This is a genomic window from Alistipes sp. An54, from assembly GCF_002159375.1.
GTDB classification, from domain to species: domain Bacteria; phylum Bacteroidota; class Bacteroidia; order Bacteroidales; family Rikenellaceae; genus Alistipes; species Alistipes megaguti.
The window spans coordinates 1-19,972 of the sequence record NZ_NFIA01000005.1 but is presented as its reverse complement, the minus strand read 5'-3'; the positions used below and the strand labels follow the sequence as shown (position 1 = coordinate 19,972).

Genomic DNA, 19,972 nt, shown 5'->3' with positions numbered 1-19,972 from the left:
TCGATCTATTTCTTTTTTTTCGTCCGGTGTACGATCTTCTTTATATCAATCAAGTGGTTTTTCTCCGCCGATTCAAGAGCCAATTGCTTACTCCATTTCATATAGCGTTCAGACATCGTTACGCTCGAGTGTCCCAAATAGTTCTTAATCGTATAGGTATCCGCACCCTCCGCTGCAGTTAAGGTCGCAAAGGTTCTTCGGGAGGCGTGATAAGTCAGGTTCTTATCTATCCCTGCCATTTTCGCCAGCTTTTTCAACGTCGGATTTACCGTCGACGCCGATGAAATTCGGAACATTCGGTTTTCACGTTCGACCTGACTTAAAGGGATTCCGTCATCATCGGCGGCAATCCATTCGATCATTCTTTCGCCGAAGGTCGATAGAGGGATATGAACTTCGCGGTTCCGTTTCCACGGCTTATCCCCCTTTTTAGGAATCAAGTGTACGATAATCGTTTCTTGCGTTACGTCCAGCGCGCCCCAGGTTATACAAAGCGCATCACTCAATCGGATTCCTACGGCACAAGAAAACAGGAACATGACCAATACCCGGAACTCGGTCGATCCGATTTCGGCATCGAGTCCCAAAAGCTGGTACATCCTTTTCAGTTCGTCATATTCGAGGAACGTATCGTTTTCGGCAGCTTTGGGAACCTCGCATTCACGGGTCCGGTACGGATTCTTTATCGGAATACCTCGCCGTTCAATATCAAGAACAATCGTCCGGACGTGCTTCAACCGGTTCGCTCTCGTTCCCAAAACATCTCCAAGGCCGTGTTCACGACCCCGCTTTATCAAAAAGCGTTCGAAATCATTGATAAACTTCGCGTCAATATCCTTTATCCGGATTTTTTCGCGAAACTCTTTCAAGGCTCGCCGGGTCGTATCATACCCCTTTTCCGTCGAGCGGGTCATCTTTCCGGCCTGTCTCCGCTCCAAGACGTATTTATCGAAATATTCGTAGAATGACGCATCGCCCGGATCTTTCGGCTCTTCATTCGCTACAATCTCGCGCAGGCACGTTTTCGTCAACTTTTCGCCATTTACCAGAACATTATATATCCGGGTTCTAATTCGCGTCAACTCCTTCTCGATAATCAGTTTCAGCGCGTCGTCGATCGGTTCCTTCGTCTTATCATCCCACTCTTCGGGCAATAAGTCGATACCCATCGGATATTTCGGCTCTTCGCCATCAATTCGAGGGAATCGGATATATAACGGCATTCGGCCGTTCTTTTTCCGTTTATCGCTCCGAAGATATAAAGTCGGGGTCGGCAGTTTAATCATTTCGGTAGAATTTTCTCACAAGATAGCTTTTTTTATCCTTTTCTACCAGAGAACGTTTTGATATTCTTCGCCGATTCCTTGGCTATCGAGAGGTCGTATTTCAGATAGCGCTGGGTCATATTCACGGACTTATGACCCAAATACTTCGAAATCGTATATATATCCACTTTATCCAGCACCAACAGCGTAGCAAAGGTGTGGCGGGAGGAGTGGTAGGTTACGTGCTTATCGATTCCGGCCCGTTTCACGTGTTCACGAAGCGTTCGATTTACGGTCGGTTCGGTATAGGGATAGAAGATTTTATCACCGCTTCCCAACAAACGCCCGTTTTCGGATTTTTCTTCCAATATCTCCCGCGCCATCGGGAAAAGCGGGGTTATCACCTCGGATTTCGTCTTAATCATCCGCTTTTTTATCAATCCGTTCGAAAAATCCACGTCTTTCCAACATAAGTCGCGCACGTCGGAGAAGCGGAGACCGCAGAAGCACGAGAATTGATACATTTTCAAAATCCGGTACTCTTTCGTATCTCTCGCAAACTTATCGGAGTAGTCGATCAAATGCAGGAGTTCGTCTTTCTCCAAATAGACCTCTTTTACCGTGGAATTCGGCATCTTGAACCACTTATACGGGTTTTCAATCGGGATATTCCGTTTAAGCATATCGAGAATCACCGTCCGCAGGTTTTTATGCTTCGGGTTCCGACCTCCGGCCGAATTCCCGTTTACTTCGCGCATATAGTTATCGAAATCTTCGATAAACGGGAGCGAAATATCGGAGATGCGGAGCTCCGATCGAAACGCTTTCAAGACGTGAAAGGTCGTCATATAGACCCGGATCGTTTCGGAATTCAAGCCCTCTTTTCGTTTTCGTTCTACAAAGTCGAGGTAATAGTCGTAGAATGATCTATTTTCGGGTTTCACACGTCGTTTTCCGTCATAGAACTCTTTTACCAGATCCATCGACAACTCCGTACCGTCGGCCAACAGCCGATTGATATAGAGATCGAGCTCCATAATTTTCCGGTTCAACTGGATAGCGAGGGTTTTATCCTTCGGTTCCATCCGTTTAGCATCCCAGCGACCGTCCCATACCTCCAAGCCCGTCGGAATTTTCGTACTTCGGTCTCCGACTCTTATTCGCAGGTAAATCGGATACTTTCCGTTCCGTTTCAAGGGCTTATCATTTCGGATACATTTACAAATCGAGTAGTTCGCCATTTAAATCCCCAAAACAAGTGTAATATTCAGGGACTAAATAAGTTACAAAATATCGGATTATAAAGAATTTACAATAAATAATTATCTTTTTCCTTAAAAAGACGAACAGAAGGCCAATCGAGGAGATATAGACCGATTTAAGATTCGGGGGCGCAAATAGGGGCGCACCGGTATAAATGGCCCTATTTTTCAGTGTATCTTTACTTTACAATAGTCTTTATATTCAACTATCCAACAGGGTAAAATATCGTAAGTATCATATAATCAACGAATAGTGAGCTTCGCTTCAGACCTCAGATTTCTGAAATTTCCGTTGTAAATCAATAGTTTACGATGGCAATTTTTCTTTTACACACAGATATACACACTAATCTCACAATTTATCGGAGAATCTGGCCGTCATCGACGAACACAACCTCTTCCTGGCCGACGGGCAGGGGATGTTCCGCCTCGACACCGAGACCGGCGTGCTGACGTTGGTCAAGGGGGGGCTACCACTTCGGCAACCAGGGGCAGACGATCGAGACCGTTGTGGCGACGCGCGGCATGACGGTCATCGGTGACCGCCTCTACTGCGCCGGAGGCGGTTTCTGGGTCGAGACCCGGCTCTTCGAATTCACGAAGCGCCGCGACGAGGTGACGTGTTCGCTGCCCCTTTCGGGGGAGTTCATCAGCGGCATCTGTCGCACGGGCGACCACGAGATCGTGGTGGGCACCTGTGGCCGCACGGGCGAGACGAAGAGCTGCCTGACCTTCATCGATTCGGAGACGATGACCCAGACGCGCAAGAAGTCGATCAATGCCGACATTTCGGCCGATCCGATGACCTCGTCGGGCATCACGCTGGCGGGCGACTACCTCTGCTTTGCGGCCGGGACACTGACCGTGAGCCGCGTGTCGCTCACGACGTGGCAGGTCGAGGAGTATACATGTCCAGGACAACGTCCCCGAAGCCCGCTGTCTGACCTGCAACGTGGTGGCCGATCCGGAGCGGATGCTGCTCTGCGTTTCGGTTTCGGACGATCTGAACGAGGCGCGCACGGCCAATGGCAACCTCCTGGTCTACGACTGCAGCGGCGACAGGCCACGCCCTTCCCCGACGGGGGGGGGTAGGCGTGGCTTTTTCGTATGCAGGCCTGCCGGCGTCTACTCTTCGACGCGCTTGCGAGGATGGATCATCTGCTCGGGGCTGAGCACCTTGTCGAGCTCCTCCTGGCTCATCAGCTTGTGCTCGAGCACCAGTTCGTAGATACCCTTGCCGGTCTGGAGGGCCTCCTTGGCCAGCATGCTCGAGGTCTCGTAGCCCAGATAGGGGTTCAGGGCCGTGACTACCCCGATGCTGCCGTGGACCATGCGGCGGCAGACCTCCTCGTTGGCCGTGATGCCGACGATGCACTTCTCGCGCAGGGTGTCGATGGCGTGGATGAGCATCTCGATGCTCTCGAAGAGGGCATAGACGATGATCGGCTCCATGACGTTCAGTTCGAGTTGTCCGGCCTCGGCGGCGAAGGTTACGGTCAGGTCGTTGCCGATGACGCGGAAGGCCACCTGATTGACCACCTCGGGAATGACGGGGTTGACCTTACCGGGCATGATCGACGATCCGGGCTGACGTGGCGGGAGGTTGATCTCGTTCAGACCGCAGCGCGGGCCGGACGAGAGCAGCCGCAGGTCGTTGCAGATCTTCGAGAGCTTGACGGCCAGCCGCTTCAGAGCCGAGGAGTTCATGATGAAGGCGCCGGTGTCGCTCGTCGCCTCGACGAGGTTCGACGATTCGCGCAGCGGCAGTCCGGTGATCTGGCAGAGGTGTTTCGTGCAGAGGGCGGCATAGTCCGGGTCTGCATTGATGCCCGTACCGATGGCCGTGGCGCCCATGTTGATCTCGTAGAAGAGGTGCATGTTCGATTCGAGACGGTCGATCTCCTCGGTCAGCGTGGCGGCATAGGCCTCGAACTCCTGCCCGAGGGTCATCGGGACGGCATCCTGCAGTTGCGTGCGGCCCATCTTGATGACGCCGGCAAACTCTGCGCCCTTGGCGTGGAAGGCGTCGATCAGCCGGCGGAGCGCCTCGACGAGCTTCTCGATGCTGCGCACCGTGGCGATGCGTACCGAGGTGGGATAGGCGTCGTTGGTCGACTGCGAGAGGTTGACGTGGTTGTTCGGATGGCAGTATGGGTACTCGCCCTTGGTGTGGCCCAGCAGTTCGAGGGCGCGGTTGGCGATTACCTCGTTGGCATTCATGTTGGTGGATGTTCCGGCGCCGCCCTGCACCATGTCGACGACGAACTGTTCGCGGAGTTTGCCCTCGCGCAGCTCCTCGCAGGCGCGGACGATGGCCTCGGCGATCTGCGGATCGAGCAGCCCCAGGTTCCGGTTGGCCCGTGCGGCCCCCTCCTTGACCTCGGCCAGGGCGCGGATCAGTTCGGGGAAGAAATTGAGCCGTACGCGGCTGATGTGGAAATTGTCCGCGGCCCGCATGGTCTGGATGCCGAAATAGTATTCGACGGGGATCTCCATTTCGCCCAGCAGGTCGTGTTCGCGCCGGGTCTTGCCCGACAGCTTGATGTTCATGATGTCCATGATCGTTGTGTTTCTGTCGAAAAAACGAAATCGAGCTTTCAGCAAATATACATCAAGTCGGGCAACAAAACAATGCCCGGCGCCGATTTTCAATCAACGGTTCATTTGTCCCGGGAAGCGGTTTCCGCCGGCTCTCCGGCAATGTCCGGCGGAGTGTTCCGGTGCCGGCGGCGGAACTCCGGCGGCGTCATGTCGTGGAAGCGCCGGAAGAGATACCCGCTGCAGGTGTCGATCGTGAAGCAGTGGACCGTGTCGGGCGGGATCAGAAAGAGCGAATGCGCCTCATAGCGGCATTGCCGTACGCGACACCCCTCCTCGCGGACATAGAAACGGCCGCTTTTTCCCCCCCCCGGCCGATGCAGACCATCGCGCAGAACGAGTGCCGGTGTTCGCCGATCGGGAATTTCGTGAGCCGCTACTCGCTCATCACCATCATGAAGTGGATGTTCACCTACGCCTTTCTCTGCACGCTGCCCTTCTCGTACGACGATCTGATGGCCACCCGATGGGAGGCCCTGAAGGGACGTGTGCTGCTGGGCATTCTCTTCATCGTCGTCTGTGTGACGACGATCAACCTGACAACCTGACCAAGGGGCTGGCCGTCTGTCTGATCTTCGGCGGGGTCTCCCTGGTGTCGGTCAGCAAGAGCCGTGCGGGGCTCGAACGCGATGCACAGGCTATGGCTCGGGAAGAGGCTGGGGATCGGGAATGACCTCGCGGCTCGGAGCGACGCCGTAGGTTGCCTTGTAGAGCTTCGAGAAGTGGGAGAGGTTGCGGAACCCCACGTCGAAACAGATCTCCGAGATCTTGCGGCCTCCCTTGCGGATCAGGTCGCGGGCGGCTTCGAGGCGTCGGGCGAGGATCCACTTCTGGGGAGTGAGTTCGCTCACCTTGGCGAAGTCGCGTTTGAAGGAGGCCAGCGAACGGCCCGTGTAGGCGGCGATCTGACCCATCGATAGATCGTACATGTAGTTCTCGTTCAGATAGTCGAGGATGTTGATCTTCCAGGGTTCGACGAAATCGAAGAGTGAGGCATAGAGAGCCGGATCGGTTTCGAGAAGGAGGTGGACACCCTGGGCCATTCTCTGTTTGAGTTTCTCTTCCGCGGGTTTGGTTTCCGCTTTGAAACAGGGTTGGATCGACTCGAAGAAATTCCGGATATCGGGTCTTTGGGCGGGCAGGATCCGCAGACTGGTTTTGTCGCGGCGGGATTCGGCGGGGATCTGCGAGGGGTCGAGCGTGAGGTAGAATTCGCGCAGGAAACTCCGCGTGAATCTCAGGGCGATGGCGTGATAGGGGTGTTGGGGGTTGGCGTGTTTCCAAAGCCGGATACGGTTGTCCCGACGGAGGAAGGCGCACTCCCCGGTGCGAAGAGGCGTTCTGTGTCCGCGTTCTTCGATTTCGAGCAATCCCGAACAGAGATAGATCAGCGTGTGCTCGTTATTCTCGTGGGCGCAACTGCAATCATCCGAAAAGTAGCTTGCGATCCATACGTTCGAATCCTTGAAAACGTCGAGTCGTTCCATCCTGGGCTCTTTTTTACAAAAATAGAGAGCCGGAATGAGAAACATTTTGTTTAGAGGCTCTTTTTCAAAAAATGGCTGATCTTTTGACTCTTCCGGCAGGTGGTTCCCGGAAGTTTCTTCCGTGCGCCGACTCCTCTTCTCGAGGGTGCGGAGAGGGTGTCAGCCGTTGTGGCGCATCGAGAGCGAGATTCGCCCGCGGAGGGTGTCAACCCCCGTGACGCGCACTTCGACCTGCTGTCCCAGCCGGACAACATCGGCCGGCGAGGCGACGTAGCGGTTGGCCAGCTGCGAGACATGAACCAGTCCGTCCTGCTTGACCCCCACGTCGACGAAGGCTCCGAAGGCGGTGATGTTCGTGACGATGCCGGGCAGCACCATTCCGGGGCGCAGGTCGTCGATCGAGTGGACGTCCGGGGCGAATGCGAAGCCGTGAAGCGGCTGACGGGTATCGAGCCCGCGTTTGTCCAGCGCCTCGAGGATGTCGCGCACGGTGGGCAGCCCGACGCGCTCGTCGACATACCGTTCGGGCTCGATTCCCTCGCGCAGCGAACGATCCTCCAGCAGGCGTTCGACACTGACGCCCCGGTCTTTGGCCATGCGTTCGACGATGCGGTACGATTCGGGGTGCACGGCGCTGTTGTCGAGCGGATTCTCGCCGCCGACCACCCGCAGGAACCCGGCCGCCTGTTCGAAGGCCCGGGCTCCGAGCCTCGGCACCTGCAGCAGTGCCCGCCGTGTGGGGAAGTCGCCGTGGACGGCGCGGTAGGCGACGATCTTCTCGGCCAGCGCCGGTCCCAGCCCCGATACGTAGGTGAGGATGTGTTTCGAGGCCGTGTTGATGTTGATCCCGACGCTGTTGACGCAGCTTTCGACGACGGCCTGCAGTCGGTTGCGGAGTTTCGTCTGGTCGACGCTGTGCTGATACTGCCCCACGCCGATCGACTTGGGATCGATCTTGACCAGCTCCGACAGCGGGTCGATCAGCCGTCGTCCGATGCTGATGGCGCCGCGCACCGTGACGTCCTGATCCGGGAACTCCTCGCGGGCCGTGGCCGAAGCGGAGTAGACCGAGGCGCCGTCCTCGCTCACGGCGAAGACCTCAACCCCTTCGATCCCGAGTTCGCGCACCAGTTGGAGCGTTTCGCGGCCGGCCGTTCCGTCGCCCACGGCGAAGGCCTCCGTGTGGTAGCGTCGGGCCAGTGTGCGGAGCGTCGCGGCGGCCTCTTCGCGGCGGTTCTGCGGCGGATGGGGGAAGATTGCCGTGTGGTGGAGCAGGTTGCCCTGCGAGTCGAGAACGACCACCTTGCAGCCGGTGCGGAAACCCGGATCGAGGGCGATCACGCGCTTCTGCCCCAGGGGCGAAGCCAGCAGCAGCTGGCGCAGATTCTCGGCGAAGATCCGGATTGCCTCGTCGTCGGCGCGCTCCTTGGCCGCGGTGAGCTGTTCGGTCTCGAGCGAGGGGCGGATCAGCCGCTTGAACGCATCGGCGACGGCCGCCTCCATCCATCGGCGGGTGGTTGATCCCTGCCGGATGAAGCGGCGGCGCAACTCTCCGGTGCAGCGCTCCGCATCGACTTCGATCCCGACACGCAGAAAGCCCTCCTCCTCGCCGCGGTGCATGGCCAGATAGCGGTGCGAGGCGATGCTGCGCAGGGGAGCCGAGGCGTCGAAGTAGTCCGCATACTTGACACCGGCCTCCTCCTTGCCGCGTACGACCCGCGAACGGATCACCCCTTCGCGGGCGAAGATCCGCCGCAGGGCGGCCCGGGCGTGGTCGTCCTCGGCCATGCGTTCGGCCGCGATGTCACAGGCCCCGGCCAGGGCCTCCTCCACGGTCGGCACCTCGGCCGTGACAAATCGCCGGGCTTCGCGTTCGAGCGACGGGGTGCGCTGTCCCTGGAGCAGGTCGGCCAGCGGTTCGAGCCCCCGTTCGCGGGCGATCGTGGCCCGCGTGCGGCGTTTGGGGCGGTACGGGAGATAGAGATCCTCGAGCGGAGCGGCCTCCCAGCACTCCTCGATCCGGCGGCGCAGTTCGTCGGTCAGGGCTCCCTGGCTCTGGATCGTCTCGAGAATGGTGCGTTTGCGGGCTTCGAGTTCGGTGAGGCGTTCGAGCTGCTCCCGGATGGCGGCCACCTGTACCTCGTCGAGCGAGCCGGTGGCCTCCTTGCGGTAGCGGCTGATGAAGGGGATGGTGGCCCCTTCGCGCAACAGGCGGACGGCCCCTTCGACCCGGGGCAGGGCGATTTGCAACTGACGGGAGATGATCTCCTCAAGGGTGGTTTGCGGCATGATTGGCGTTTTTGAGGGGATAAAGATAGCGTTTTTTGCGGGTTCGTCGCCTCCTTTTTCGTATATTTGGGGCTGGAAAAACGACACCGAAAAGACCTCCGTCGATGAAAAACAAGGATATCTTCACCTTCCGGGATGCCGAGAAGCAGGTGGGGCCGGTGGCCTTCACGACGATGCTCAAACCCGCGGGCTCGACCTGCAACCTCGACTGCCACTACTGCTACTACCTGGACAAGGCCGTGCAGTACGGCGGCCGGCAGGCCGTCATGAGCGACGAACTGCTCGAACGCTACATCCGCCAGTATATCGAGGCCAACGAGGTCGATACGGTGCAGTTCTGCTGGCACGGCGGCGAGCCGCTGCTGCTGGGAATCGATTTCTACCGGAAAGCCATGGCCCTTCAGGAAAAGTATGCCGACGGCAAGCGGATCGAAAATACGCTGCAGACCAACGGCACGCTGGTCGACGAGGCGTGGTGCGAACTCTTCGCCGCGAACAACTTTCTGGTGGGGATCTCGCTCGACGGTCCGCAGGATATCCACGACGCGTTCCGCGTGACGAAGGGCGGTCGGCCGACCTTCGAACGGGTCATGCAGACGATTTCGATGTTCCGGCACGGCGGCGTGGAATACAATACGCTGAGTGTCGTGAACCGGCTGTGCGAGGGGCGTGGCGCGGAGATTTACCGCTTTTTCCGCGACGAGGTGCACAGCCGTTACATGCAGTTCCTGCCGGCCGTCGAACACGTCGTCGACGTCGAGGGTTTCCACCGCCCGCTGATCGTTTCGCCCGAGCGCGAGGGGGCGCGGCTGGCCGAATGGTCCGTGACGGCCGGGGGATACGGCCGCTTCCTGTGTGATATTTTCGACGAATGGGTTGTGAGCGACGTGGGGCGTACCTTCGTGCAGATGTTCGACGCCACGCTGGCGCAGTGGTGCGGCGTGCAGCCGGGGGTCTGCTCGATGGGCGAGACGTGCGGCGACGCGCTGGTCGTCGAGCACAACGGCGACGTCTACTCGTGCGACCATTTCGTCTACCCGGAATACCTGCTGGGCAACATCCGCGAGACGACCCTTGCGGAGATCTACCGCTCGAAGAAGCGCCGCGACTTCGGCCTGGCGAAGCGCAACGCGCTGCCGGCCGAATGCCTGCGCTGCAAATACTATTTCGCCTGCCGGGGCGAGTGCCCGAAACACCGCTTCGAGACGGGCGCGGACGGCTGCCGCAAGAATTCGCTCTGCGAGGGGCTGTTCCGCTACTTCCGCCACGTGGAGCCCTATATGGATTACATGCGCGATCTGCTGTCCAGACAGCAGTCACCGGCGTGGGTCATCCCCTTTGCCCGCAAGCGGATGGGGCTGATGTGACCCGGGCCTTCGGGAGTCGGTCCGGAATCGAAAAGGGCGCCTCTTCACACCGAAGAGGCGCCCTTTTTACGTGCAGGTCCTGTAAGCCGGGTTCTGTTCCCGGAGCGAGCCCCGGGCCTCTGTCATTTATCTACGACGGCAGTCACCTGCCGCCTCCAGCAACCTACCCCCCGGCATCGGGCGAGCAACCCTTAATTGCCGGTATACACGGTCTTGCAACCCACGGGACGTACGGCCGGACGACATCACTGCCTCCGCGGTGGGCTCTTACCCCGCCTTTTCACCCTTACCGGTCGGAAATTCCGGGTCGCAGACACCCCTCCCTGCGGGACGGGGCCTTGCCCGGACGCCTTTACCGGCGGTTATTTTCTGTTACGCTCCCATGACCTCACGGCCATCAAGTCGTTAGCTTGCGTGGTGCTCTGCGTTGCCCGGACTTTCCTCCCCCGGCCGACGGCCGGCAGCGACAGAGCGGACCTGCGGGGCAAAGATAGGGATTTTTCGGGGAATTCCTGCGGCGGAACGTGCTCTTTTCGCCTTTTGCCTTTCGTCTGCATTGGCCATGTTGGACCAATCGCTTCCCGGCGCCGACTCGATGTCGATCCAGGTTCCCGCTCCGCCATCGGGGAAGAGCCGGTTCTCCATGTGCCCCGGTCAAACTTCATGTCGAACGTGAGCCCCAGGGACGGAACCGGCGTATAGGCGGCCGGTTTCTGGTTTTTCGGAAAATTTGATGTATCTTAGCGGAAAAACGAGCCATCATGCATCACTCCGAACTGCAATTCATCCCCTTCCGCTCGCGGCAGGACCGGTCGTGGTCCGAAGCCTGGGCCCTTTACGAAGCCTCGTTTCCCGCCTGCGAACGCTGGGACGCTTCGTCCTATGACCGGGCTTTCGCCGATCCGGCCTTCGAAGCCGACGCCATCCTCCTCGACGGAGCCTTCGTCGGGCTGCTCTTCCACTGGACGTCCGACGGATTCCACTACGTCGAGCACCTGGCCGTGTCGCCGCACCTGCGCGGGCAGCATCTCGGATCGCGGGCCCTGGAGGCCTTCTGCCGCGACCGGCGGGTCATCCTGGAGATCGATCCGCCCGAGGATACGGTCTCGATCCGCCGGCTGCACTTCTACGAACGGCTGGGCTTCGTCGCCAATCCCTACAATTACGTCCATCCTTCGTACCGGAGTCCGTTCCATCCCCACCGTCTGGTGTTGATGAGCCGTCCCGAGCCGCTCACCGACCGGGAAGCGCGCCGCTTCGCCGACTTCATCCGCGGGCACGTGCTGAGCTACTCCGATCACGAGAACCCCGCACTGCCGCGCATCGACTGAACGGCGGCGGCAGGGGGTACGGTCACAAAAAAAGTCCGGCAGACTCTCTGTCGGACTTTTCGCGATTTGCGCAGTGGTGCGGGGCCGCCTACATCATTCCGACGACCCACTTCGTGAGGAAGTAGCCCCCCACGACGAGCCATACGTAGAGCAGCCCGGCCAGTACGAAGGGTTTGGCACCCGCCTGGCGGAACTTGTCGAGGCTCGTCTCGGTGCCCAGTGCCGTCATGGCCATCGTCAGCATGAAGGTGTCGATGTATTCGATCGTGCCGTTGAGCGGGATCTCGCGCACGCTCTCCACGCCGCACCAGTGCTGCAGCAGCGAGTTGAGACAGATGACGGCGATGAATCCGAAGGCGAACCACGGAATCGTGATGCGGCTCTTTTCGGCCTTGGCGCCCTCGGCAACGGCGGCGGCATCCTCCCGGCGGCGGCGTCCGGCCAGCGCCAGACTCATCACCACCAGCACCGGAGCCAGCATCATCACGCGGATCATCTTCGTGATGGTGGCCGTGCCGGCAATGCCCAGCGAGTCGGTCGGGTCCATGGCGTTGCCCGCCCCGGCGACGTGGGCCACCTCGTGGAGCGTGCTGCCCGTGTAGATGGCCACGCCCGTATCCGAGAGTCCGTCGAGCATTCCCGTGCGGTACATGATCGGGTAGAGGAACATTGAGAGGGTTCCGAAGATAACCACCGTCGAGACGGCGATGGCGGTCTTGTAGCCTTCGCACTTGACTACGGGTTCGGCGCCCAGCACGGCGGCCGCACCGCAGATGGCGCTTCCCGTGGAGGTCATCAGCGCTGTGTCGCGGTCGATCTTCAGCAGACGGCCCAGCAGTACGCCGCCGAGGATCGTCACCACAACCACCACCAGGTCGACGACCACGGCCGGAACGCCCACGGCGGCCACCTGAGCCAGCGTCAGACGGAAACCGTAGAGGATGATACCCCAGCGCAGCACCTGTTTCGTGCAGAACTTGATGCCCGGGACCCACGTCTCGGGGAGTTTGTTGCGCAGGCTGTTGGCATAGAGCATGCCCAGCACGATACCGACGATCAGCGGGCTGAACGAGAGCCGCTTGACGATGGGGAAGCTGGCGATATAGAACGCCGCGAACGAGAACAATGCGATCAGCAGAATGCCGTGGAGGGTGTTTGCCCGATTGCCTTTTTCCAACATGCGATAACTTTTTCTTTTTCCGGCCGCAAAGATCGCACCTTTTATCGAGATACCAAACAAGTAGGAGTTATCTTTGATAACTTCAGGTTATAACGAGGTCGAACAGAACGGACAAAGGCCGGAAGCGGAGCGATTTGCCGGGACGAAAACAGGCGTCGTGGTGAGGCGGTTTTGCCGGGACGGCCGGTTCGTGCTGGAAGAGGACTCGAGAGGTGGAAGAACCGGGCGATCCTTCAGAGGTTTGCCAGAGCGAACTCCATGAACTGGCGCACGAGCCGTGCCGGATGGGCTTCGCTGTGGACGAAGACGAAGTCGCGCAGCAGCGTGAGACCCTCCAGATCGACGATCCGCAGCGCACCGCTGCGCAGTTCGTCGACCACCGAGAAGGCCGAGACGATGGCCATGGCGTCGCTGTTGCGCACGAAGCCCTTGATTCCCTCGGTCGACCCCATTCGCATGACGACGTGCAGCTGCGAGAGGCGGATGCCCCGTTCGGCCAGCGCCGCGGAGATTACCTCGAGGGTTCCCGAGCCGTTTTCGCGCAGCACCAGCGGGATGCGGCACAGCGTCTCGGGAGTTACCGTCTCGGTGCGGGCGTAACGCCCTGCGGGACGCGCCACCAGCACCAGTTCGTCGGGTCGGAACAGCGTGTAGTGGAGACCCTGCCGGCGGCTGACGCTCTCGACCAGCCCCAGGTCGATCCGATGGTCGTCCAACGCCTGTTCGACCTGACCGCTGTTGCCCGAGAGGAGCGAGAGGCGCACCTTCGGGAAGCGGGCCGTAAAGCGCGCCAGAATCGGCGGCAGGAGGTATTGCGCAATGGTTGTACTGGCTCCGAGGCGCAGTTCGCCCTCGGTCTGGCCCGTGCAGAGGCTCATTTCGTACTCCAGACGGCGGTAGTCGTCGGCCACGCGTTCGGCCGCGTCGAGCAGCGTACGGCCTGCGTCGGTGAGTTCCAGCCGGCTTCCCCGGCGGGTGAAGAGCTGCACTTCGTAACGGGCCTCCAGTTCGCCGATGTGTTTGCTGACGGCCGGCTGCGAGATGTCCAGCTGCTCGGCCGTGCGTGTGAAGCTCAGCGTCCGGGCCGCCGTGATGAAGACCTTGAGTCGGAAGTCGTCCATGGCCGTCAACCCAGATGGCCTTCGGCGGCAAACTCCGCCACGGAGCGAATGTAGTGGTCGATCGTCTCGCGCATCGAGACGAACGACTTGCCGCCGGCGGCATTCTTGTGGCCGCCGCCGTTGAAGTATTTGCGGGCGAAGAGGTTGACGTCCACGTCGCCGCGTGACCGCAGCGAGACGCGGATGAACTTGCGGTGGGCCAGGAACATGGCCGACATCTTGACCGACTTGATCGTCAGGGCATAGTTGACGAAACCCTCGCTGTCGCCCTGCTGGAACTGGAAGCGGCGCATCTCACCTTCGAGCAGCGACATGTAGGCCACCGTGCCGTTCTGGATGATCTGCATCTTGCGGTTGATGGCGTAGCCGAACAGGCGGGCGCGGCCTTCGGTGTAGGCGTTGTAGACGTTGTTATGGATCGTGGGGATGTCGATTCCCTTCTCGATGAGGACGGCCACGGCGCGGAACAGCTCGGGCGTAAGGAACGAGAAGGCGAAGTTGCCCGTATCGGTCATCATGCCGACGTAGAGCAGTTCGGCCATGCTGCGCGTGATGGCCTGCGTACCGCACAGCGCCTCGATGATGGTGTAGACCAGGAAGCAGGTGCTCGACGAATCGGGGTGTGAGAAGGCCAGGTCGAAGCCTTCGGTCGGCGAGAGGTGGTGGTCGATCAGCACCCGCACGGCCGAGGTGTTCTCCTCGATGGTCTGGCTGAGGTTTTCGAGCCGCGAGATGGCGTTGAAATCCAAACAGAAGAGGATGTCGGCCTCGGCCACGGCCCGTGCTGCCCGGCCTTCGGTATCGGTCTTGAAGACCACGACTTCGGCGATGCCGGGCATCCAGTCGAGGAAGTAGGGGTACTTGTTCGGGACGATGCAGGTGACCGAGTGTCCCATTTCCCGCAGCACTTCGGCCCAGGCGAGCGACGATCCGACGGCATCCCCGTCGGGGTTGGTATGAGACAGGATGACGACATGCTGTGCGGGGCGTGCAAGCAGTTCCCGCAGGCGTATGATATGCTCTTTCGACAGTTCCATCGGAGTTACGCGTTGGTGGGTCCGGCAAAGATACAAAAAAAGAGAGACATAGCAAACCGACTTCCGATTCGGGGTGTTCCGCCGCCTGTCGGCTTCCGGGATTCCGCTCCACGATGGAGCCCTGGAGCCTTCTGCCGGGGATCGGGAGGGCATGGAGTCGGGGAGCCGCTGTTGCACGGGTTTTCACGTCGGGTTTCTGTCCCGAGTCGATCCACTCCAGGGCCAGGGCCGTCAGACCGTCGTCGTGGTTGACATCGTCCTGCGCGGCAACGTCCAGGAGAATCCTCTCCAGAAGCGCCTGGTAACCGAGCGCATAATCGGGTGTCACCTGCTTCACGGCATCGTTCCACAGGTAATTCCCCTTCATGTAGTCGAACATCCACTCCTTGAGCTCCTGTTCGCTTCCGAGCGTGATCTCCGTTTCGTCATTGCTGTGCGGAGTCTTCCCGGCGGGCCTGATCGGTGCATCCCGCACCGGTCAGCAGCATCAGCAGTGATGCTCCCCGGATGAGCTTTTTCAGCAGGGTGTTTTCCGTCATTTCGAGGATTGTTTTGTCGGTTTGTCATCGGTCGTGCGCCTCTTCTGCGCGGAGGCATGCCACCGGCACCACGCCGCAATGCCGCACTCCGTGCACTTCGGGGCCCGCGCCGTGCAGACGTAACGTCCGTGAAGGATCAGCCAGTGGTGGGCAATGGGCAGCAACGGCCCGGGGATGTTTTTTTCGAGGGTCAGTTCGGTCTGCAGCGGGGTTTTCGAACGCGTCGTCAGTCCGATGCGCTCCGAGACGCGGAAGACGTGCGTGTCGACCGGCATCACCTGCTTCTGCCACAGTACGGCTCCCAGCACGTTGGCCGTCTTGCGGCCAACGCCCGGCAGGGTCTGCAGCGCTTCGAGATCGCTCGGCACCTCGCCGCCGAAATCCGCGCAGAGCTTGCGTGCCATGGCGGCCAGATTGCGCGCCTTGTTGTTCGGGTAGGAGATGCTGCGGATGTAGGGGAAGATCTCCTCGGCCGAGGCGGCGGCCATGGCCTGCGGCGTGGGGAAGGCCTCGAACAGCGCCGGGGTGGTCATGTTGACCCGCTTGTCGGTGCACTGCGCCGAGAGAACCACGGCCACCAGCAGCTGGTAGGGGTTTTCGTAGTGGAGTTCGCTCTCGGCCACGGGCATGTGCTCCGAGAACCAGGCGATGATGCCTTCGTAACGTTCCTGGGTTGTCATGGTTTTCTGGTTTTATGACGTCGGAAGAGGATCTTCTTGACCAGCAGCCCCGGCCCTTCGGGACAGAGCAGCAGCCGCGGACAGCGGCGCACGTCGCTCCACCAGCGCGCCAGATACTCGCCGACGCTCCCCTCCCACGAGAGGACCCACAGCGCCACCGACGAACGGCGCCGCAGGATGCGGAAGCGGTTGCGCCCCGTGCCGTAGTGCCGCTCGAACCAGAGGCTGATCTCCATGAGCGAGTCGCAGAAGGCGATCCGCCGGCGATAGGCCGAGCTGTGGCTCACGCTGTCGGGCAGGCGGCGGTGGACCGCCGTGATCTCGGTCAGAAAGGCGATGCGGCTGCGGACCGAGAACCAGAGCCACATCGGAGCATCGTCGGTCATCCATTCGGGATGCTCCTCGGGGCGTACCTCCGCGTAGTAGCGGGCGATCAGTTCGCGGCGGGCCAGCGTGGCGCAGTTGGCGATGGTCAGGCTGCAGAGCAGGTGGTCGAAATCGGTGTAATGCTGCGGATGGTCGGGTTCCGTGCGGTCGTCGGCCTGCCAGTAGTTCGAGGCCCGCGTGTAGCACATCCCGCAGCCGGGGTCCGCCTCCATCCGTTCGACCTGCCGCTGCAGCTTCGAGGGGTCGCACCACCAGTCGTCGCCGTCCAGATAGGCGACATACTCTCCGCGGCACGCCTCGAAGGTGCGTCGGTAGTTGGCCCGCCAGCCGACGTTTTCGTCCGAGGTCACCAGTCGGATGCGCTCCGGATAGCGGGCGGCGTACGTCATGCAGATCTCCCGCGTGGAGTCCGTGCTGCAGTCCTCGCCCAGCACCAGTTCGACGCCGAACGTCGTGCGCTGTTCGAGGACGCTCTCGATGGAGCGGGCCAGATATCGCTCGTGGTTGTAGGTGGTCATGCAGACCGACACCAGCGGCGTTTGTGATGCCGGGGCCGCCGGGGTTGCCGGAGTTGCCAGGACCGCCGGGGCCGCCGGGGTTGCCGGGGCCGCCGGGGTTGTCGGGGCCGCCTCCGTTTGCCGTATCTTCTCCTCCATGGGTTTCAGAGTTTGGTCAGTTTGGCGAACTTCGCCAGCAGGGTCTTCTCGCCCGCATTGTCGAAGCGCACCACCAGTTTGTGATCCGTCGCCAGGGTCTCGATGCGCTCGACGATGCCGACGCCGAACTTCGGGTGTTCGACCCGCTGCCCCACGACATATCCGCCCGTCGGGGCGCCGCCTGCGGGGGCTCCCGCATCGGCTGCCGCAGCCGGCCGCACGCCGACACGCCGCATCCCCTCGGTCGAGGTGCGCAGCGGCTCGACCAGTGCCGGGTCGGGACGTCCCGACGGTTGTTGCGGCTGCGTGGCCCGGGCAAAGTGGCGCGCCGGGCCCGATTCGCCCTCCGGCCGCGTGCCGCAGGTACTGCGCGAGGCTCCGTACCCGCCGCCGAAGCCCGCCCGCCGGGCTTCCGATCCGCCGCCATAGCCTCCGCCGCGGCCGTAGGAGCCCGACGTGCCCGAGGGGGCGCCTCCGCTGCGGCCGAAGCCGTTCGGCGCTCCGCTGCCGGGGCGCAAGCCCTGGCGCTGCTGCTGGAAACGGTAGTCAAAGCGGCGGCGCAGTTCGTCGATGGCCGACGAGCCGTCGCTGCCGGGACGGCGCTCCTGCTCCTCGTCGGGGTCCGCCTCATACTCGACGTAGCGCGGGTCGATCTCGCGCAGGAAGCAGCTCGGACGCGAAAACTCCATGTTGCCCCACTTGAAGCGCATCTCGGCATAGGAGATCGTCGCCGAGACCTTGGCCCGCGTCAGCGCCACGTAGAACAGGCGCCGCTCCTCCTCGATGCCGTCGGGCGACTCCGCCGCACGTTGCGAGGGGAAGAGGTTCTCCTCCATGCCGACGATATAGACATATTTGTATTCAAGCCCCTTGGCCGAGTGGACCGTCATCAGGGTTACCTTGTTGCTGCTCTCGGGGTCGTCCTTGTCCATGTCCGACATGAGCATCATGTTCTGCAGCCACTCCTCGACCGTCGCCTCGTCCTCGGGTTGGCGTTCGCCGTTGCGGATCTCGGCGTCGCAACGCTCCTTGAACTCCTGCATCGAGTTGAGCAGCTCCTCGATGTTGTCCAACGCCGAAGTCGCCTCGGGGGTGTTCTCGGCGCGGTAGGCGGCGATGATCCCCGAACGGGTGGCCACCTCCAGACCGAAGTCGTAGAGGCTCTTGTCCGCCCGCGAGAGCGACAGCGAACGGATCATCCCGACGAACTCGGTCACCTTGCGGGCGATGGCCCGCTGCACGGCGTCGGTCGTCGGCCGGGCCGCCAGCGCGTCGACCGCCTCCCACATCGAGACGCCGTGTGCGGCGGCCAGATCGGCGATCCGCTGCACGGTCGTGTCGCCGATGCCGCGCGCCGGGTAGTTGACGATGCGGCGGAAGGCCTCGTCGTCGCGCGGGTTGATCACCAGCCGGATGTAGGCCATCATGTCCTTGATCTCCTTGTGGTCGTAGAACGACGAGCCCTTGTAGATGCGGTAGGGGATTCCGTGGCGGCGGAGGTTGTCCTCCAGTACGGCCGACTGGTTGTTCGTGCGGTAGAGGATCACCGCCTCGGACCACTCGTCGCCTGCGGCGCGCACCTTGTCGCGCAGGTCCGAGACCACCATCTCGGCCTCCTCGCGGTCGGTGTAGGCCTTCAGGATGCGGATCTTCTCGCCGCGGGGTCCTTCGGAGAAGCAGTTCTTCTCCATGCGCTTCGAGTTGTGGACGATGACCGAGTTGGCCGCCTCGACGATCGTGCGCGTCGAGCGGTAGTTCTGCTCCAGCTTGAAGACCTGTGCATCGGGGTAGTCGTTGCGGAACGAGAGGATGTTCTCGATCTTCGCCCCGCGGAACGAGTAGATCGACTGCGCGTCGTCGCCCACGACGCACACCTTCGAGTGGTGCTGCGACAACCGCCGGATGATGACATACTGCGCGTAGTTGGTGTCCTGGTACTCGTCGACCAGAATGTACTGGAACAGTTCCTGGTAGCGGGCCAGCACGTCGGGGCAGTCGCGCAGCAGGATGTTGGTCTGCAGCAGCAGATCGTCGAAGTCCATCGCGCCGTTGTGCTTGCAGCGCTGGCAGTAGGTGTTGTACAGATGGCCGAATTCGGGGATCTGCATCTGCCGGTCCTCGGCCGCCAGCGACGCGTTGGCCAGATAGGCCCCCGGGGTGATGAGCTTGTTCTTGGCCAGCGAGATGCGCGAGGCGATCGAGGCCGGCTTGTACCGTTCGTCCGGGAGGTTCATCTCGCGGATGAGAGTCTTGAGCAGGTTCCGGCTGTCCGACGAGTCGTAGATGGTGAACGACTCCGAGAATCCGATCCGTTCGGCATTCTCGCGCAGGATGCGTGAAAAGACCGAGTGGAACGTTCCCATGCGGATGTATCGGCTGCGGTTGTCGGGCAGCATTCCGGCAATGCGTTCGCGCATCTGCTCGGCGGCCTTGTTGGTGAAGGTCAGCGCCAGGATGTTCCACGGCTTGACCCCCTGTTCGATCATGTAGGCGATGCGCGAGGTGAGCACGCGGGTCTTTCCGGAGCCCGCCCCCGCTATGATGAGTGACGGCGAGTCGTAGTTGACGACCGCCGCCCGCTGGGCCGGATTGAGCCCCTGCAGTATCGGTGATTCGTTGGATTCCATGACCGCAAAGGTAATAAGAATTCGACGAAGAATTTTCCCTCAGGGGTCACTATTTCTTTCCGCGGGGCGGGGTGTGCCGGAATGCAGCCGCAACTCCCGGTGCGCCGCTCCGACTCCCTCCCCCCCCCTCCCCCTCGCCCGAAGCC

15 protein-coding genes and 1 other RNA gene are annotated in these 19,972 nt (G+C 61.0%); 4 read left to right on the top strand and 12 right to left on the bottom strand.

What is annotated here, in order from left to right; all coding sequences use genetic code 11:
- Positions 1 to 5: 5 nt before the first annotated feature.
- A complete protein-coding gene (locus tag B5G09_RS06075; RefSeq protein WP_087309591.1) occupies positions 6 to 1,286 on the bottom strand; it encodes a site-specific integrase in 1,281 nt (426 codons plus the stop codon).
- 32 nt (positions 1,287 to 1,318) lie between these two features.
- Complete coding sequence (locus B5G09_RS06070; RefSeq protein WP_087404473.1) at positions 1,319 to 2,506, bottom strand: site-specific integrase; 1,188 nt, start codon at positions 2,504 to 2,506, stop codon at positions 1,319 to 1,321.
- A 531-nt stretch (positions 2,507 to 3,037) separates the two neighbouring features.
- Between B5G09_RS06070 and B5G09_RS06065 the strand changes: the two genes are divergently transcribed.
- A complete protein-coding gene (locus B5G09_RS06065) occupies positions 3,038 to 3,619 on the top strand; it encodes a hypothetical protein (RefSeq protein WP_087404472.1) in 582 nt (193 codons plus the stop codon).
- A 33-nt stretch (positions 3,620 to 3,652) separates the two neighbouring features.
- On the opposite strand, the gene aspA is transcribed toward B5G09_RS06065, so the two are convergent.
- Positions 3,653 to 5,086: an aspartate ammonia-lyase gene (aspA, locus tag B5G09_RS06060; protein WP_087404471.1), complete on the bottom strand. Its 1,434-nt coding sequence runs from the start codon at positions 5,084 to 5,086 to the stop codon at positions 3,653 to 3,655.
- A 356-nt stretch (positions 5,087 to 5,442) separates the two neighbouring features.
- On the opposite strand from aspA, the gene B5G09_RS06055 reads away from it, so the two are divergent.
- Positions 5,443 to 5,673: a hypothetical protein gene (locus B5G09_RS06055; protein ID WP_087404470.1), complete on the top strand. Its 231-nt coding sequence runs from the start codon at positions 5,443 to 5,445 to the stop codon at positions 5,671 to 5,673.
- A 90-nt stretch (positions 5,674 to 5,763) separates the two neighbouring features.
- Here B5G09_RS06055 and B5G09_RS06050 read toward each other — a convergent pair whose 3' ends face one another.
- On the bottom strand, positions 5,764 to 6,612 hold the full coding sequence (locus tag B5G09_RS06050) for an AraC family transcriptional regulator (protein ID WP_087404469.1): 849 nt from the start codon (positions 6,610 to 6,612) through the stop codon (positions 5,764 to 5,766).
- 159 nt (positions 6,613 to 6,771) lie between these two features.
- Complete coding sequence (locus B5G09_RS06045; RefSeq protein WP_087404468.1) at positions 6,772 to 8,901, bottom strand: Tex family protein; 2,130 nt, start codon at positions 8,899 to 8,901, stop codon at positions 6,772 to 6,774.
- A gap of 104 nt (positions 8,902 to 9,005) precedes the next feature.
- Between B5G09_RS06045 and B5G09_RS06040 the strand changes: the two genes are divergently transcribed.
- Entirely contained in the window at positions 9,006 to 10,268 is a 1,263-nt protein-coding gene (locus B5G09_RS06040; RefSeq protein WP_087309598.1) for an anaerobic sulfatase-maturation protein, read from the top strand.
- Between the two features lie 66 nt (positions 10,269 to 10,334).
- Here the strand turns inward: B5G09_RS06040 and rnpB are convergent.
- Positions 10,335 to 10,751, bottom strand: an RNA gene (rnpB, locus tag B5G09_RS06035) — RNase P RNA component class A.
- A gap of 278 nt (positions 10,752 to 11,029) precedes the next feature.
- Here rnpB and B5G09_RS06030 point away from each other — a divergent pair.
- Positions 11,030 to 11,599, top strand: a complete 570-nt coding sequence (locus tag B5G09_RS06030; RefSeq protein ID WP_087309599.1) for a GNAT family N-acetyltransferase — start codon at positions 11,030 to 11,032, stop codon at positions 11,597 to 11,599.
- Positions 11,600 to 11,687: 88 nt separating this feature from the next.
- Here B5G09_RS06030 and B5G09_RS06025 read toward each other — a convergent pair whose 3' ends face one another.
- From B5G09_RS06025 to B5G09_RS06000, 6 genes are all read right to left on the bottom strand, one after another.
- A complete protein-coding gene (locus tag B5G09_RS06025; protein WP_087404467.1) occupies positions 11,688 to 12,779 on the bottom strand; it encodes a YeiH family protein in 1,092 nt (363 codons plus the stop codon).
- A gap of 233 nt (positions 12,780 to 13,012) precedes the next feature.
- Positions 13,013 to 13,900, bottom strand: coding sequence for a LysR family transcriptional regulator (locus tag B5G09_RS06020; RefSeq protein WP_087404596.1), 888 nt, complete (start codon positions 13,898 to 13,900; stop codon positions 13,013 to 13,015).
- A gap of 5 nt (positions 13,901 to 13,905) precedes the next feature.
- The gene (locus B5G09_RS06015; RefSeq protein WP_087404466.1) at positions 13,906 to 14,937 is read right to left on the bottom strand and encodes a DHH family phosphoesterase; all 1,032 of its coding nucleotides are present in this window, start codon (positions 14,935 to 14,937) and stop codon (positions 13,906 to 13,908) included.
- 535 nt (positions 14,938 to 15,472) lie between these two features.
- Positions 15,473 to 16,156, bottom strand: a complete 684-nt coding sequence (nth, locus tag B5G09_RS06010) for an endonuclease III (RefSeq protein ID WP_087404465.1) — start codon at positions 16,154 to 16,156, stop codon at positions 15,473 to 15,475.
- Positions 16,153 to 17,061, bottom strand: a complete 909-nt coding sequence (locus B5G09_RS06005; protein WP_087404595.1) for a glycosyltransferase — start codon at positions 17,059 to 17,061, stop codon at positions 16,153 to 16,155. Before B5G09_RS06005 ends, nth begins: the two co-directional genes overlap by 4 nt.
- Positions 17,062 to 17,204: 143 nt before the next feature.
- Complete coding sequence (locus B5G09_RS06000; RefSeq protein WP_087404464.1) at positions 17,205 to 19,826, bottom strand: UvrD-helicase domain-containing protein; 2,622 nt, start codon at positions 19,824 to 19,826, stop codon at positions 17,205 to 17,207.
- Between the last annotated feature and the right edge of the window lie 146 nt (positions 19,827 to 19,972).